We start from the raw sequence: 14,249 nt of genomic DNA, 5'->3' as shown, positions 1-14,249 counted from the left end.
GAAAATTCGCGGTGGCGTCCGGGGCTGCCGGGATCTTTCGCAGAAAGATCGTGTCGGTCAGGCGAGGGGATGCAGGCGGGCGGTGCCGGCCTGCATGTCCTGCATCCGGTCGAAGCGCAGATAGGCGATGGCCTGCCCGCCGGATTGGGTAAAGAGCGTGCCTGCTTCTTTGCCGTCCGACAGGATGGGGGTGCCCACGGGGGCGCTGCCTTCGATCCTGACGGTGACAAGGCCTTTGCGCAGCTCGGTCTTGTGTTTCATGCGGGCGGTGACTTCCTGCCCGACATAGCAGCCCTTGCGGAAATCGACCCCGTGGAGGCGTTCGAACCCGGACTCCAGCAGGTAGCTTTCGTTGGGGATCAGCTCGATGCCGCTTTCGGGGATGCAATGGGCCACGCGCAGCGCGTCCCAGTCGATGCGGGGGGCGTGGCCCGGCTGGCCATAGGCGCGCCAGCCCAGTGCCGGGTGGCGCGGGTCGGGCCAGGCGCCGCGGGGGGCAGGGCCCAAGCCGCGGGTCACCGAAAGGTCGGTGGCGGTGATCTGCACATCGGCGCGCAGGCGGTAAAGGCTGAGGCGGCGCGCGGTGTCGGCGGCAAGGTCGGTCTTGATGTCGAGCCAGAGGTGATCGCCGTCTTCGGGGCGGAGGACGAAGAAATCGGCGAGATATTTGCCTTGCGCGGTGAGCAGGGCCGCCCAGATCAGGCCGGGCGCGCGTTCCAGCGGCAGCATGTCATTGCTGATCAGGCCTTGGAGAAAGCTGAAGCGGTCTTTGCCGGTGACCTTGAGCACCTGACGGTCGGCGGCGGTTTCGCCAAGGGGCTGTGCGGTCATGGCTGAAGCTCCTGATCCTTGAATTGCAGGGCGTGCAGGGTGGCGTAAAGACCGCCTTGGGCAAGCAGTTCGGCATGGGTGCCGATCTCGACCGCGCGGCCCTGATCCATCACCACGATGCGATGGGCGTGGCGGACGGTGGCGAGCCGGTGAGCGATGACGAGCGTGGTGCGCCCGGCGGCGGCCTGTTCCATCGCGGTGGCGAGCGCGGCTTCGGAGGCGGCGTCGAGGGCGCTGGTGGCCTCGTCCATCAGCAGGATGGGCGTGTCGCGCAAAAGGGCGCGCGCGATGGCGATGCGCTGGCGCTGGCCGCCGGACAGGTTGGAGCCGCGCGGCCCGGCGGGGGTGTCGATGCCCTGCGGGAGGGCCGCGACAAAGCCGGCGGCCTGTGCCGTTTCGATCGCGCGGGTGATTTGATCGGCGGTCACGTCGGATTGGCCGAGAAGCAGATTGTCGCGCAGGCTTTCGTCAAAAAGCGCGGAATCCTGCGAGACGGCCGAGAACAGGGCGCGCTGGTCGGGCAGCGCCATGCGGGTGGTGTCGATGCCGTCGATCCGCACATGGCCTTGGCTGGGGTCAGAGAGGCCGGTGAGGAGGTGAAAGACGGTGGATTTGCCCGCGCCCGAAGGGCCGACCAGCGCGGTCAGCTGGCCCGGCTCGGCGGTGAAGGAGAGGCCGCGCAGGACCGGCTGATCGCCATAGGCGAAATGCACATCCTCGAAGGCAAGGCGCGGCGGCTGTTGCGCCGGGCGCGGCCCGGAGGCGGGGCGGCGGTGCGCGGGCTGCATGGCAAAGAGTGCGGCTATGCGCTGGAGGCTGGCGGCGCCGATCTGCCACAGGCCCGCCATATCGCCCAAGCGGCGGATGGGTTGGAAGGTGAGCACCATGGCCGAGAAGAAGGCCATGAATTCGCCGGTGGTGCGGGTGCCTGCCGCGACCTCTCGTCCGCCAAGCACCAGCACGGCCAGAAAGCCCAAGCCCGTGATCACATCGACCAGAGAGGGCAGCACGGCGCGGCCGAAGGCGGCCTTGGTTTCGGCGGTGACGATGCGCGACAGGATGGCGTCAAAGCGGCCGGTCTGATGCGCTTCCATCCGGTTGAGCTTGACCGCCTGAATGCCGTGAAAGATTTCGTCGAGCCGGGTGGCGCGCAGTCCGGCCTGATCGCGCAGCAGCGTGGCCTTGCGGCGCAGGTAGCGGCGCAGGATGGCGGCGGGCAGGATCAGGAGCGGCGTGCCCACCACGGCGGCAAGGGTCCACCATGGGTCGATGGTGAGGGCGACCGCGAAAAGGCCGATGAGCGCCACCACATCGCGCCCGACACCGGCAAGGATCGAGATCCAGATGCCTTGCACCGCCGCTGTGTCGCCTTGCACCCGTTCGATCAGCGCGCCGGGCGAATTGTCTTGGAAAAACCGCATGTCGAGCTGCAGCAGATGCGCGAGCAGGCGGCTTTGCATCACCGAGGCGACCCGCTGCGAAATGCTGGCGAGCAGGGTTTTCGAGGCGAGCGAGGTGGCCGCGCGCAAGGCGAAAAGGCCGAAGATCGCGCCCCCCACCAGCCAGAGCCCGCTGCTGCTGCCGCTGCCGAAGACGCGGTCGAACAGCGGCTCCAGCATATAGGACAGCAGGCCAAGCGTGCTGCCTTCGATCACCATGATGAGGAAGGCCAGAAGCAGTGGGCCGGTCTCTGGGCGCAGGTAGCTGTGCCAGAACCAGCGCGCGAGCGGGCCATCGCCTGTTGCCGGGTCCGGCGGCGGCAGGGCGGCGGGCTGGGGATCGGGGGGGGCGGATGGCGCTTTCATGGGCGTGATGTAATGCCAAACCCCCCGCTGCCGCAATGGCTGCTCCTGTAATTGCCTGTGTGGGGCAATTGCCTGTGCGGGCGATTGACCTTGTCGCGGCGCGGCCCTAGCCATGAGCCAGCGAAATCCCGCAAAGGCGCCTGACGATGCACGATACCCTGTCTTCCCTTCCCAACGCCCGCCCCGATCTGTCGCGGGGGCGGCCTTATCTTGCGATCCCCGGGCCTTCGGTGATGCCGGACCGGGTGCTGAACGCGATGCACCGCGCGGCGCCCAATATCTATGCGGGAGCACTGCCCGAAATGGTGGCGGCGCTATGGCCGGATCTGCGCGCGGTGGCGGGCACGGCGCAGCATGTGGCGGCCTATATCGGCAATGGGCATGCGGCGTGGGAAGCTGCCAATGCGAACCTGTTCAGCCGGGGCGACCGGGCGCTGGTGCTGTCGACCGGGCGCTTTGGGCTGGGCTGGGCCGAGAGCGCGCGCGCGATGGGGGTGGAGGTCGAGGTGATGGACTTTGGCACCTCGGCCCCGGTGGATATGGCGCAGGTCGAGGCGCGGCTGCGCCAAGACCGCGAGGGCCGGATCAAGGCGGTGCTGACCACGCATGTGGACACCTCAAGCTCGGTGCGGACGGATATTCCGGCCTTGCGCGCGGTGCTGGATGCGGTGGCGCATCCGGCGCTGCTGTGCGTGGATTGCATCGCCTCTTTGGGTTGTGACGAATATCATATGGACGCTTGGGGCGTGGATCTGACGGTGGCGGCGAGCCAGAAAGGGCTGATGACCCCGCCGGGAATGAGCTTTGTCTGGTTTTCCGACAAGGCGCGCGCCGCCGGGGCCGAGGCGGATCTGCGCACGCCCTATTGGGATTGGCGCAAGCGGGCAGCCCCCGAGGAGTTCTGGCAATATTGGGCGGGCACGGCGCCGACGCATCATCTGTTCGGATTGCGCGAGGCCTTGTCGATGCTGCGCGAAGAGGGGATGGCCAATGTCTGGGCACGGCACGAGGTGTTGGCGCGCGCGGTCTGGGCGGCGTTCGACGCTTGGGCCGTGGGGAATGCGCGGATCGGGCTCAATGTGGCGGACCCGGCGCATCGGTCGCGGGCGGTGACGGCGGCGCGGCTGGGCGCGCCGGATGCGACACGGCTGCGCGACTGGACGGAAACGCAGGCCGGGGTGACGCTGGGGATTGGCCTTGGCATGGCGCTGCCCAGTGACCCGGCGTGGCACGGCTTTTTGCGGGTGGCGCATATGGGGCATGTGAACGCGCATATGACGCTGGGGGCGCTGGGGGTGATGCAGGCGGGGCTGATCGCCTTGGACATCCCGCATGGGCCGGGCGCGCTGGAGGCGGCGGCGCGGGTGATTGCCTTGGGGTGAGGGGGACGATTTTTCTGCGAAAAATCGCTCTGCTTCGCCGGTGCGCAACAGCGAGGCAGAGCCGGATTTTCGCAGAAAACTCCGGGTTCAGGGCTGGTTTGCCGCCAGCCACGCCGTCATCCAGGCGATTTCCGCCTCTTGGCTGGCGATGATGCTTTCGGCCAGTTTGCGCACCTCGGGATCGCTGCCGTGTTCCAGCACGATGCGCGCCATGTCGACCGCGCCTTGATGGTGCGGGATCATGCCCGCGATGAAATCGACATCGGCATTCCCGGTCAGCGGAATGGCCATCTCGGCATGCATCTTGGCATTGGCGGCCTCGAAGGCGGCATTGGCGGGGCCGGGCTGGCTGTGCGCGGTGCCATGGCCGGCATGGCCTGCGCCATGGGCGCTGTGATCCATGCCTTGCGCCAGCACGGGCGCGGCAGCGAGCAGGGCAAGGGTGCAAAGGGTGGTCAAGACTGGGGGAGTGAAGACTGGGCGTTTCATGGGCTGCTCCGTGTTGCTGGGCGCGATCTTCGCAGCTTCCCCCTGCGGGAAGGCAAGTCACGCCCGCGTCACCCTGCCAAATTTTCCACGCGGGTGTGCCGGGGGGCCTGCGTGGCAAAGGGCTGCGCTTGGGATGTGCGCAGGTGCGCAGTTGGCCTCGGGCGATTTTGCGCTTATGGTTTGGCCATGCAACAGGAATCCGGCACATCGTCCATGACCCATCTTTCCGCGCGCCGTCCGGTTGTCGGCATCATCGGCAATATGAGCCTGCTCAACGAAAGCTATCCCGTCCATGCCGGGGGCACGATGAATTCCGAGGCGGTGGCCGAGGTGTCGGGCTGTTTGCCGCTGATCGTTCCGTCGGACCCGCGGTTAGTGTCGGTGCCTGAGCTTCTGGAGCTGTGTGACGGGTTTTTGCTGACCGGTGGGCGGCCGAATGTGCATCCGAGCGAATATGGTGAGGAGGAAACCCCGGCGCATGGGGCCTTTGACCGCTGCCGCGATGCGATCACCCTGCCGCTGGTGCGCGCCTGTATCGAGCGCGGGCAGCCGGTGTTTGGGATTTGCCGCGGCTTTCAGGAGGTGAATGTGGCGATGGGGGGCACGCTTTACCCCGAGATCCGCGATTTGCCGGGGCGGATGAACCACCGGATGCCGCCCGATGGCACGCTGGAGGAAAAGTTCGCGCTGCGCCATCCGGTGCGGTTCACGCAAGGCGGGGTGTTCCATCGGCTGATGGGGGCGCAAGAGGTGATGACCAACACCTTGCACGGGCAGGGCATCAACCGCCCCGGCGCGCGCATCGTGATTGACGGGACTGCGCCCGATGGCACGCCCGAGGCGATTTATGTGCAAGGGGCGCCGGGATTCTCGCTTTCGGTGCAATGGCACCCGGAATGGAATGCCGCCGGAGACCCGGTGTCGCGCCCCTTGTTCGCGGCCTTTGGCGCGGCGGCGGCGGATTGGGCGGCGGGGCGGCGTCCGGCGGTTGCGCGGCGGGCTTGAGCGCTTGTTTGCGCTAACGGGGTGGGTATAGTCGGCGGCAAAGCAGGAGGGAGCTTGCCGTGACCCAGACATCACCCCATTCCATGACACGCAGCCGGATCAATGAGATCATGGCGGCAGCGGATGACATGATCCGCCACTTTGGCTTTGTGCTGCCGCCCTTTGCCTATTGGACGCCAGAGCAGTTTCGCGCGCAGAATGCGAAAGCCGAGCGGATCATCGGCGCGCGCATGGGCTGGGACATCACCGATTATGGGCAGGGCCGCTTTGACGAGATGGGGCTGTTCCTGTTCACGCTGCGCAATGGGGACTTGTCGGATCTGCAGCGCGGCGGGGGCATGTGCTATGCGGAAAAGCTGTTGATTTCGCGGCAGGATCAGCTGTCGCCGATGCACACCCATGTGATTAAGGCCGAGGATATCATCAACCGGGGCGGGGCGACGCTGGTGATCGAGCTGTTTGGCAGCGATGATCAAGGGCGCTTTGCCCGCGACCGGGGCGGCGTGGTGCGCTGTGACGGGATCGCGCGCGCCTATGCGCCCGGTGAGAAGCTGAAGCTGGCGCCGGGGGAGAGTGTGACGCTGATGCCGGGGGATTGGCACGCCTTCTGGGGCGAAGGCGGCGATGTGCTGATCGGTGAGGTCAGCACGGTGAACGATGATCTGACGGACAACATTTTTGTCGAGCCGATTGGCCGTTTTGCCGAGATCGAGGAAGACGTGGCGCCGACGCATCTGCTGGTGAGCGATTACGACCGCTGGCTGGCCTGAGCCGCTTTGCCGGGACATGAAGAACGCGCGCACCAAGGGTGCGCGCGTTTGTGTTTTGGCCGAGGCCAGTGACGGGCCTTAGGGTTTTGGACAGGTGCCGTTGACCAGAGGCACCGCGCAGCCGGGCGCCGCCGGGGTGGCGGCCGGGGCTGGGGCGGGTGGTGTTGGCGCCGCCGCGCTGGGGGCGCTGACACTGGGGGCGGTGACGGCTGCCGGGGCCGGGGTGGTTGGCGCGGTGGGCAGGCTGGGCTGCGCCGGGGCCACCGGAGCGGTGACGGCCGGGGTCGTGGGCGGCGTGTCCAGCGCGGGCGCGGTGGGGGTGGTCCGCGCGGGGGCCACGGCTCCGGCGGCGGGCGTGGCCGATGGCAGCGGCAGAGGCGCAGTGGACATCGGGCCCATCACGGGACCCACCACGGGCGCGGTGGCGGTGGCAGGCGTTGCCTCTGGCGTGGTGGCCGGGGTGGCGACCGCCGGGGCGGGTTCGGGCTTTTTCTTCTTCGGCGCAGGCGGCGGCAGTTTCAGGCCTTTTGGCATTTCGCCGCGCGCGGTCAGCACGATGACTTTGGCATTGTCCGGCACGCGGGTGTAAAGATCCATCACGTCTTGGTTGATCATGCGGATGCAGCCCGACGAGGCGTTCTTGCCGATGGACCACCAATCGGGGGTGCCGTGGATGCGGTAGCCGTAATCGACCCCGTTGGTCGTGAGATAGAGCGCGCGCGCGCCGAGCGGGTTGGTCGGACCGCCGGGCTGACCCTTTTCCCATTTCGCAAGCTCGGGCTTACGCTCGATCATTTCTTTCGGCGGGGTCCAGGTTGGCCATTGGCGGCGGTTGGTCACCAGCGCCTCACCGGACCATTCAAAGCCTGCTGCGCCCACGGAGATGCCGTAGCGGATCGCCTTGTTGTTGCCGGTGATGAAGTAAAGATGCTTGGTGGCCGGGTTGATGATGACGGTGCCGGGCGCCTCGGTCGAGGGGTAGTCGACGATCTGGCGCTGGAATTGGGCGGGCACCTTGCTTGTGTCAATCGCCGGGATCGCGATGCCATTGTCGGAGGTGGCAAGATAAAGCCCCTCTTGCGGAAGCGCGACCGGCGCGGCGGTGGAGGGGGACGTGGTGGTGGTGGTGGGCACGCAGGCAGCGAGGCCTGCCGTAACGGTTGCGGCAAGCATGACCCGGAGCACAAAAGCTGACATTCTGGAAATCCCGTAACAAATTCGATGCTTGGGCTGGCATGCCCCGGCGCGATCAAGGTGAGCCTAGCCGAGCCTGTGCCAGACGTCAAAGCCCCTGCGCAAAGACTTGCCCAAGGGGGGATCGTCTCGCGCAACTGTGATTTGAACAGGGCTTTGCATCCGGTCGCAGGCTTGGGTCAGGTGACCTTGGCGCGGGCCTTGAACTGAGGGCGATCCCAGCTGCCGCTGGCCATGATCTCGGACAGGATGCGGACAGCGCCCTGCACATCGGCATCGGAGGTGTAGAGCGGGGTGAAGCCAAAGCGCAGGATATCAGGGGCACGGAAATCGCCGATCACGCCTTGGGCGATCAGGGCCTGCATGATGGCATAGCCTTCGGGGTGGCGGAAGCTGACCTGCGAGCCGCGCTGGCTTGGGTCGCGCGGTGAGGCGAGGGTGAGATCGGGGCAGGCGGCTTCGACCCCGGCGATGAACGCCTCACACAAGGCGATGGAGCGGGCGCGCAAGGCCTGCATGTCGACGCTGTCCCAGATGTCGAGGCTGGCTTCGAGCGCGGCCATTTGCAGCACGGGCGGGGTGCCGACGCGCATGCGTTCGACCCCGGTGCCTGGGCGGTAGTGCAGATCGAAGGCGAAGGGGGCCGCGTGGCCGAGCCAGCCTGACAGCGCGGGAAGCGCGCGGTCTTGGTGGCGGGGGGCCACATAGATGAAGGCGGGGCCGCCGGGGCCGGAGTTGAGGTATTTATAGGTGCAGCCCACCGCGAAATCGGCGTTGCAGCCTGCCAGATCCACGGCCAGCGCACCGGCGGTATGGGCCAGATCCCAGACGGTGAGGATGCCCTTTTCCTGCGCGCGCGCGGTGAGATCTGCCATGTCGTGCAGGCGGCCGGTGCGGTAATCGACTTGGGTGAGCATCAACACCGCCACCTCGTCGCTGAGCGCATCGGCCACGGCTTCGGGGGCGACGGTGACGAGCCGGTAATCAGGGCCAAGCGTGCGGCACAGGCCTTCGGCCATGTATAGATCAGAAGGGAAGTTGCCGGTGTCGGACAGGATGACCTTGCGGCCGGGCGCCATGTCGAGGGCGGCGGCAAGGGCCTGATAGACCTTGATCGAGAGCGTGTCGCCCAGCACGGTGGCGCCGGGCTCCGCCCCGATCAGGCGGCCGATGCGGTCGCCCAGCCGGGCGGGTTGATCCATCCAGCCTGCGGCATTCCAGCCCCGGATCAGCAGGTTGCCCCATTCTTCGGTGACGCAAGCGGCCACGCGGGCGACGGCGGCGCGCGGCAAGGGGCCCAGCGAATTGCCGTCCAGATAGATCACGCCGGGGGGCAGGTGGAACAGGTCGCGGGTGGCGGCGAAATCGGTGGGCATTTGTCTGGCCTTTGGGTTGTTTTGCGCGCAGTTTGGCGAAAGTCACGGGCGGCGCAAGGGAGGCAAGCGGCTTTCTGTGTTGCCAGAGCGACAATCTTGCCCTTAGCCCTAAGCCATCGGGGAGGCGAAGGATGCGACGACCGTTTTGGCAGTGGGTGGATGTGCCGCCGGTCTGGCTGGGGCTGGCGCTTGCGGCGGTCTGGGGCTTTGATCAGGCGATGCCATGGGGGCTTTTCGGGCCGTCGGGGCGCTGGGTGGGCGCGGTGCTGGGTGCTTTGGGCGTGGGGCTGATGGCGGCGGCGGTGGGGCAGATGTGGTGGGCGCGCACCACGGTGGTGCCGCGCGGGCAGCCACGGGTGCTGATCACGCGCGGGGTGTTCGGCTGGACGCGCAACCCGATTTATCTGGCGGATGTGCTGATCCTGTCGGGCGCGGTCCTGTGGTGGGATGTGCCGGTGGCGGTGCCCTTGGTGCTTGGGTTCCTGCTGATGCTGCAACACCGCTTTGTTCTGCCAGAAGAAGCGGTGTTGCGCGCTGGCTTTGGCGCGGCTTTTGCGGCGTGGACGCAGCGCACGGGGCGTTGGTTCGGTCGCAATCTGCGATAGAAATGCCGCAAATCGGCAGAAGTCTGTGAAATAATCTTGCGCGGTGCGCAAGGGACCGCAATAGAGGGCCGGAGCTTTGCGCGCGAGCGCGGCACGGACCAGAGCATCGGGGGAGACAGAGTGAAGATCGGGGCACCGAAAGAGATATTCGAGGGCGAGAATCGCGTCGCGATGACGCCGGAGTCGGCGGTTCAGTTGATCAAGCTGGGCCATGCTTGCGTAATCGAGACCGGAGCGGGCGCCAAGGCGGGCTTTACCGATGCCGCCTATGAGGCCGCGGGTGTGGCGGTGGTGCCGACTGCTGCCGCCCTGTATGAGGCTGCGGATATCGTGGTCAAGGTGCGTGGGCCGGAGGCCGAGGAGGCCAAGCTGTTGCGCGCCGGGCAGACGCTGATTTCCTTTTTCTGGCCCGCGCAGAATGCCGATCTGCTGGCACAGGTGGCCGCGCAAGGGGCCACTGTGGTGGCGATGGACATGGTGCCGCGCATCAGCCGCGCGCAAAAGATGGACGCGCTGTCGTCGATGGCCAATATCGCGGGCTATCGCGCGGTGATCGAGGCGGGCAACAACTTTGGCCGCTTTTTCACCGGGCAGGTGACGGCAGCGGGCAAGGTGCCTCCGGCGAAGGTTCTGGTTGTGGGGGCGGGCGTGGCCGGTCTGGCCGCGATTGGCACCGCGACCAGCCTTGGCGCGATCGTGAACGCGTTCGATGTGCGCCCCGAAGTGGCCGAGCAGATTGAATCGATGGGCGCGAATTTCGTGTTTCTGGAGTTTGACGCCAGCGAGTTGCCCGATGGTGCGGCCACGGGCGGCTATGCGGCGCCGTCGAGCCCGGCCTTTGCCGCCAAGCAGCTGGCGAAGTTCCGCGAGCTGGCGCCCGAGATGGACATCGTGATCACCACCGCGCTGATCCCCGGACGGCCCGCGCCGAAGCTGTGGACCACGGATATGGTGGCGATGATGAAGCCGGGGTCGGTGATCGTGGACCTTGCGGCCGAGCGCGGTGGCAACTGTGATCTGACGGTGCCCGACCAGAAGATCGTGACGGAAAACGGCGTAACCATCGTGGGCTATACCGATTTCCCGAGCCGGATGGCGGCACAGGCCTCGACGCTGTATTCCAACAACATCCGCCATATGCTGGCCGATCTTACACCAAAGAAAGATGGTGTGGTCGCCCATAACATGGAGGATGACGTGATCCGCGGGGCCACGGTCGCCCATGCGGGGGCGGTGACCTATCCGCCGCCGCCGCCGAAGGTGGCCGCGATTGCGGCGGCCAAGCCCAAGGAAAAGGTGAAGGAGCTGACGCCAGAGGAGCGCCGCGCGCAGGAAACGGCGGCGTTCAAGGCGCAGACCAAGCAGCAGGTGACGCTGCTGGCGGTGGGGGGCGCGCTGATCCTTGCGGCGGGTCTGGTGGCGCCGCCCAGTTTCATGCAGCATTTCATCGTGTTCGTGCTGTCGGTCTTCATCGGTTTTCAGGTCATCTGGAACGTCAGCCACAGCCTGCACACGCCCTTGATGGCGGTGACCAATGCGATTTCGTCGATCGTGATTCTGGGGGCGCTGATTCAGATCGGGTCGAGCAGCTTTCTGATCACGCTGCTGGCCGCGCTGGGGGTGTTGATGTGTGCTGTCAACATCTTCGGTGGCTTCCTTGTGACACGGCGCATGCTCGCCATGTTCCAGAAATCGTAAGGAGACGAGACCCATGGATTACGGTTTCACATTCGCCGCTTATGCGGTTGCGGCGGTCTTGTTCATCCTGAGCCTTGGCGGGCTGTCGGGGCAGGAAAGCGCCAAGCGCGCGGTCTGGTATGGCATCGCGGGTATGGCCTTGGCCATTGTCGCCACCCTGATGGGGCCGGGGCAAGGGCTTTGGGCGGTCAGCCTGATCCTGATCACCCTGGGCGGTATCGTTGGCTATCAGCTGGCGACCAAGGTGCAGATGACGCAGATGCCCGAGCTGGTGGCGATCATGCACAGCCTTGTGGGTCTGGCGGCGGTCTTTGTGGGCTTTAACGCCGATTTGCAGATCAGCGCGGTGATGGGGATGCTGGCGGGCGCCGGGATCGACCGCTGCGATCCGGCCTTGAGTGCCATCGCATGCGCCGAGAAATTCGGGCAGGCCGGGGTGTTCGACGGCATTTCCAGCTTTGGCGCGCTGATTGCCAAGAAAACCGCCGTCGAGATCACGATCCTGCGCATCGAACTGGTGCTGGGCATCTGGATTGGTGCGGTGACCTTTACCGGATCGGTGATTGCCTATGGCAAGCTGGCCGGCAAGGTGAACTCGGCAGCCAAGCAGCTTCCGGGCGGGCATATGCTGAATGCGGCAGCGGCCATCGGGTCGGTGGTGCTGGCGGCGATGTATCTGAACGACGCGGGCAGCTGGACGCTGATCTTGCTGGTGTTGCTGGCGCTGTTCATCGGCTATCACCTGATCATGGGCATTGGCGGCGCCGACATGCCGGTGGTGGTGTCGATGCTGAACAGCTATTCCGGCTGGGCGGCGGCGGCGATCGGCTTCAGCCTTGGCAATGATCTGCTGATCGTGGTCGGGGCCTTGGTGGGTTCGTCCGGGGCGATCTTGTCCTACATCATGTGCAAGGCGATGAACCGCAGTTTTGTCAGCGTGATCCTGGGCGGCTTTGGCGGCAGTTCGGGGCCACAGATGGAAGTCACCGGTGAGCAAGTGGCCATCGACACCGAAGGTGTGGCGGCGGCGCTGAACGAGGCGGACAGCATCATCATCATTCCGGGCTATGGGATGGCGGTGGCGCAGGCGCAGCAAGCGGTGTCGGAACTGACGCGCAAGCTGCGGGCGAAGGGCAAGACGGTGCGCTTTGCCATTCACCCGGTGGCGGGCCGTTTGCCCGGGCATATGAACGTGCTTCTGGCCGAGGCGAAGGTGCCTTATGACATCGTGCTGGAGATGGACGAGATCAACGAGGATTTCCCGAGCACGGATGTGGCGATCGTGATTGGCTCGAATGACATCGTGAACCCGGCCGCGCAGGAAGACCCCAACAGCCCGATTGCCGGGATGCCGGTGCTGGAATGCTGGAAGGCCAAGCAGGTGTTCGTGTCCAAGCGCGGGCAGGGGACGGGGTATTCGGGAATTGAGAACCCGCTGTTCTATAAGGAAAACACACGGATGTTCTATGGCGATGCCAAGAAATCCCTGGATGCGCTGTTGCCGCTGATCGACTGACCGGGCCGATTTTTCTGCGAAACATCGGTTGAGACGAGAAGAAAGACGATTTTTCTGCGAAAAATCGGACGAAGGCCCCGGCGGCGTGCCGGGGCCTTTGACATTCGCGCAACAGCGAAGCGGCATACTGAGGTATGCCTGTGTTTCGCATTTCCCGCCGCGCAGGGCCGCCCTAGGTTTGGGTGAGAGGCCGGGACCGGCCTGCCCGGAGTGCCTGTCATGCCCAGCTTTGCCGATCACCCGCAGCGCTATACGATTGTGAATGAGCTGCATGCGCGGCCCTTTCCCGCGATCGAGGTGCCGGGGACGGCGGTGTATCTGGCGATCAAGGAGCCGGAGGATGCGGCCAACCGGGACCGGGCGCTGGACCGGCGGCATTTGCTGGACCTGCTGGACCGCAATGGCAGCGCGCATCCGCAGCCCGACGCCACGCATTTCTTTGGCGAAATCGGCCGTCATCAGCTGAAATGGGAAAGCCATACCGAATTCGTGACCTATTCGGTCTTTGGCAAGGGCGTGTCGTCGCAAGCCTTTGATCCGGCAGAGGCGCGGGTGTTTCCCGAGGAGTGGCTGGCGCAGGCACCGGGCAAGCGGCTGTGTTCGGTGCTGATCCGCATCGAGCCTTTGCCCGAGGATGAGGCGCAGGCCTTGGCGCGGCTGGAGGACTGGTTCGTGGGCGAGAGCCTTGCCGTGTCGAAAGTGGTGGATGGGGCGGCGATTGTGGCGGGGGATTTCCGCATCGATCCGGCGGGGCATATGCGCTTTGCCGTGTTCGTGCGACCCGGCACCTCGCCCCGGCGGGTGGGGCGGATCGTGCAGCGGCTGTGCGAGGTGGAGACCTATCGCGCGATGTCGATGCTGGGGCTGGTGCGGGTGCGGCATCTGAACGGGCGGCTGAATGCGCTGGACCCGCGGCTTTCGGCGCTGGTGACGGCGCTGGATGGCCATGAGCGCAGTGCCGAGGCGATGTTGCATGACCTGCTGGCGATTTCGGCCGAGTTGGAGAGCCTGTCGGTGAAATACACCTTCCGCTTTGGGGCGACGGCGGCCTATGAGGCGATCGTGAACCAGCGGATCGAGGTGATGCGCGAGATCCGCATCAATGGCCGCCAGACCTTTGCCGAATTCATGATGCGCCGCTATGATCCGGCGATGCGGACGGTGAAATCGGCCGAGAGCCGGTTGCGCAGCATGGCGGAACGGGCGGCGCGGGCGGCGGAACTGTTGAGCACGCGGGTGGATGTGGACCGATCCGCGCAGAACCAGAAGCTGCTGGAGAGCATGGACCGCCGCGCCGATGTGCAGCTGCGCTTGCAGCGGACGGTGGAGGGGTTGTCGACGGTGGCGATCAGCTATTATGCGATCAATCTGGCGAGCTATGCGATCTACCCGCTCACCGAAGCCTGGGGGGTGTCGAAAGGGATGGGCACGGCGGTGTTGACGCCGCTGGTGCTGTTGGCGGTCTGGTTGATGGTGCGGCGCATCCGGCACCATCTGGATTGAGCCTGCGCGCAACTGTGACCGCGACACGCGCGCGCATCCCATGGCGCGAGCGGCGAATTGCGCCTAAGATAGCCG

The 14,249-nt window shown here is 66.0% G+C and carries 12 protein-coding genes; 7 read left to right on the top strand and 5 right to left on the bottom strand.

What is annotated here, in order from left to right:
- Window positions 1-57: 57 nt before the first annotated feature.
- The gene (locus CUR21_RS16060; RefSeq protein WP_100198082.1) at window positions 58-831 is read right to left on the bottom strand and encodes a folate-binding protein YgfZ; all 774 of its coding nucleotides are present in this window, start codon (window positions 829-831) and stop codon (window positions 58-60) included.
- Window positions 828-2,636 (bottom strand): ABC transporter ATP-binding protein, encoded by a 1,809-nt coding sequence (locus CUR21_RS16055; RefSeq protein WP_100198205.1) that lies wholly within the window; start codon window positions 2,634-2,636, stop codon window positions 828-830. Before CUR21_RS16055 ends, CUR21_RS16060 begins: the two co-directional genes overlap by 4 nt.
- Before the next feature lie 146 nt (window positions 2,637-2,782).
- On the opposite strand from CUR21_RS16055, the gene CUR21_RS16050 reads away from it, so the two are divergent.
- Window positions 2,783-4,018 carry an alanine--glyoxylate aminotransferase family protein gene (locus tag CUR21_RS16050; RefSeq protein WP_100198081.1) on the top strand — a complete coding sequence of 412 codons (1,236 nt, stop codon included), beginning with the start codon at window positions 2,783-2,785 and terminating at the stop codon, window positions 4,016-4,018.
- An 87-nt stretch (window positions 4,019-4,105) separates the two neighbouring features.
- On the opposite strand, the gene CUR21_RS16045 is transcribed toward CUR21_RS16050, so the two are convergent.
- Window positions 4,106-4,507 (bottom strand): DUF305 domain-containing protein, encoded by a 402-nt coding sequence (locus CUR21_RS16045; RefSeq protein ID WP_100198080.1) that lies wholly within the window; start codon window positions 4,505-4,507, stop codon window positions 4,106-4,108.
- A gap of 213 nt (window positions 4,508-4,720) precedes the next feature.
- Between CUR21_RS16045 and CUR21_RS16040 the strand changes: the two genes are divergently transcribed.
- Complete coding sequence (locus tag CUR21_RS16040) at window positions 4,721-5,512, top strand: gamma-glutamyl-gamma-aminobutyrate hydrolase family protein (protein WP_198431737.1); 792 nt, start codon at window positions 4,721-4,723, stop codon at window positions 5,510-5,512.
- Window positions 5,513-5,595: 83 nt separating this feature from the next.
- On the top strand, window positions 5,596-6,282 hold the full coding sequence (locus CUR21_RS16035; protein WP_100198078.1) for a D-lyxose/D-mannose family sugar isomerase: 687 nt from the start codon (window positions 5,596-5,598) through the stop codon (window positions 6,280-6,282).
- A 78-nt stretch (window positions 6,283-6,360) separates the two neighbouring features.
- Here the strand turns inward: CUR21_RS16035 and CUR21_RS19050 are convergent, their stop codons facing one another.
- Window positions 6,361-7,479 (bottom strand): L,D-transpeptidase, encoded by a 1,119-nt coding sequence (locus tag CUR21_RS19050; protein ID WP_304528571.1) that lies wholly within the window; start codon window positions 7,477-7,479, stop codon window positions 6,361-6,363.
- Between the two features lie 176 nt (window positions 7,480-7,655).
- The gene (gene kynU / locus CUR21_RS16025; RefSeq protein ID WP_100198077.1) at window positions 7,656-8,852 is read right to left on the bottom strand and encodes a kynureninase; all 1,197 of its coding nucleotides are present in this window, start codon (window positions 8,850-8,852) and stop codon (window positions 7,656-7,658) included.
- A 131-nt stretch (window positions 8,853-8,983) separates the two neighbouring features.
- On the opposite strand from kynU, the gene CUR21_RS16020 reads away from it, so the two are divergent.
- The 4 genes from CUR21_RS16020 to CUR21_RS16005 all read left to right on the top strand — a co-directional run bounded on the left by CUR21_RS16020 (window position 8,984) and on the right by CUR21_RS16005 (window position 14,174).
- Window positions 8,984-9,457, top strand: a complete 474-nt coding sequence (locus tag CUR21_RS16020; protein WP_100198076.1) for an isoprenylcysteine carboxylmethyltransferase family protein — start codon at window positions 8,984-8,986, stop codon at window positions 9,455-9,457.
- Window positions 9,458-9,577: 120 nt separating this feature from the next.
- Window positions 9,578-11,155, top strand: a complete 1,578-nt coding sequence (locus CUR21_RS16015) for a Re/Si-specific NAD(P)(+) transhydrogenase subunit alpha (RefSeq protein WP_100198075.1) — start codon at window positions 9,578-9,580, stop codon at window positions 11,153-11,155.
- A 13-nt stretch (window positions 11,156-11,168) separates the two neighbouring features.
- Window positions 11,169-12,671, top strand: coding sequence for an NAD(P)(+) transhydrogenase (Re/Si-specific) subunit beta (locus CUR21_RS16010; protein WP_100198074.1), 1,503 nt, complete (start codon window positions 11,169-11,171; stop codon window positions 12,669-12,671).
- A 219-nt stretch (window positions 12,672-12,890) separates the two neighbouring features.
- The gene (locus CUR21_RS16005; RefSeq protein ID WP_100198073.1) at window positions 12,891-14,174 is read left to right on the top strand and encodes a DUF3422 family protein; all 1,284 of its coding nucleotides are present in this window, start codon (window positions 12,891-12,893) and stop codon (window positions 14,172-14,174) included.
- Window positions 14,175-14,249 lie beyond the last annotated feature (75 nt).

It is taken from the genome of Pseudorhodobacter sp. MZDSW-24AT (genome assembly GCF_002794355.1).
Classification (GTDB): domain Bacteria; phylum Pseudomonadota; class Alphaproteobacteria; order Rhodobacterales; family Rhodobacteraceae; genus Pseudotabrizicola.
This window is presented reverse-complemented; position numbering and strand designations above follow the sequence as displayed.

Bases quoted from the DNA above. Each gene is read 5' to 3' on its own strand.
- CUR21_RS16060 (WP_100198082.1), bottom strand. From the start codon at position 831: ATGACCGCACAGCCCCTTGGCGAAACCGCCGCCGACCGTCAGGTGCTC.
- CUR21_RS16055 (WP_100198205.1), bottom strand. From the start codon at position 2,636: ATGAAAGCGCCATCCGCCCCCCCCGATCCCCAGCCCGCCGCCCTGCCG.
- CUR21_RS16050 (WP_100198081.1), top strand. From the start codon at position 2,783: ATGCACGATACCCTGTCTTCCCTTCCCAACGCCCGCCCCGATCTGTCG.
- CUR21_RS16045 (WP_100198080.1), bottom strand. From the start codon at position 4,507: ATGAAACGCCCAGTCTTCACTCCCCCAGTCTTGACCACCCTTTGCACC.
- CUR21_RS16040 (WP_198431737.1), top strand. From the start codon at position 4,721: ATGACCCATCTTTCCGCGCGCCGTCCGGTTGTCGGCATCATCGGCAAT.
- CUR21_RS16035 (WP_100198078.1), top strand. From the start codon at position 5,596: ATGACACGCAGCCGGATCAATGAGATCATGGCGGCAGCGGATGACATG.
- CUR21_RS19050 (WP_304528571.1), bottom strand. From the start codon at position 7,479: ATGTCAGCTTTTGTGCTCCGGGTCATGCTTGCCGCAACCGTTACGGCA.
- kynU (WP_100198077.1), bottom strand. From the start codon at position 8,852: ATGCCCACCGATTTCGCCGCCACCCGCGACCTGTTCCACCTGCCCCCC.
- CUR21_RS16020 (WP_100198076.1), top strand. From the start codon at position 8,984: ATGCGACGACCGTTTTGGCAGTGGGTGGATGTGCCGCCGGTCTGGCTG.
- CUR21_RS16010 (WP_100198074.1), top strand. From the start codon at position 11,169: ATGGATTACGGTTTCACATTCGCCGCTTATGCGGTTGCGGCGGTCTTG.
- CUR21_RS16005 (WP_100198073.1), top strand. From the start codon at position 12,891: ATGCCCAGCTTTGCCGATCACCCGCAGCGCTATACGATTGTGAATGAG.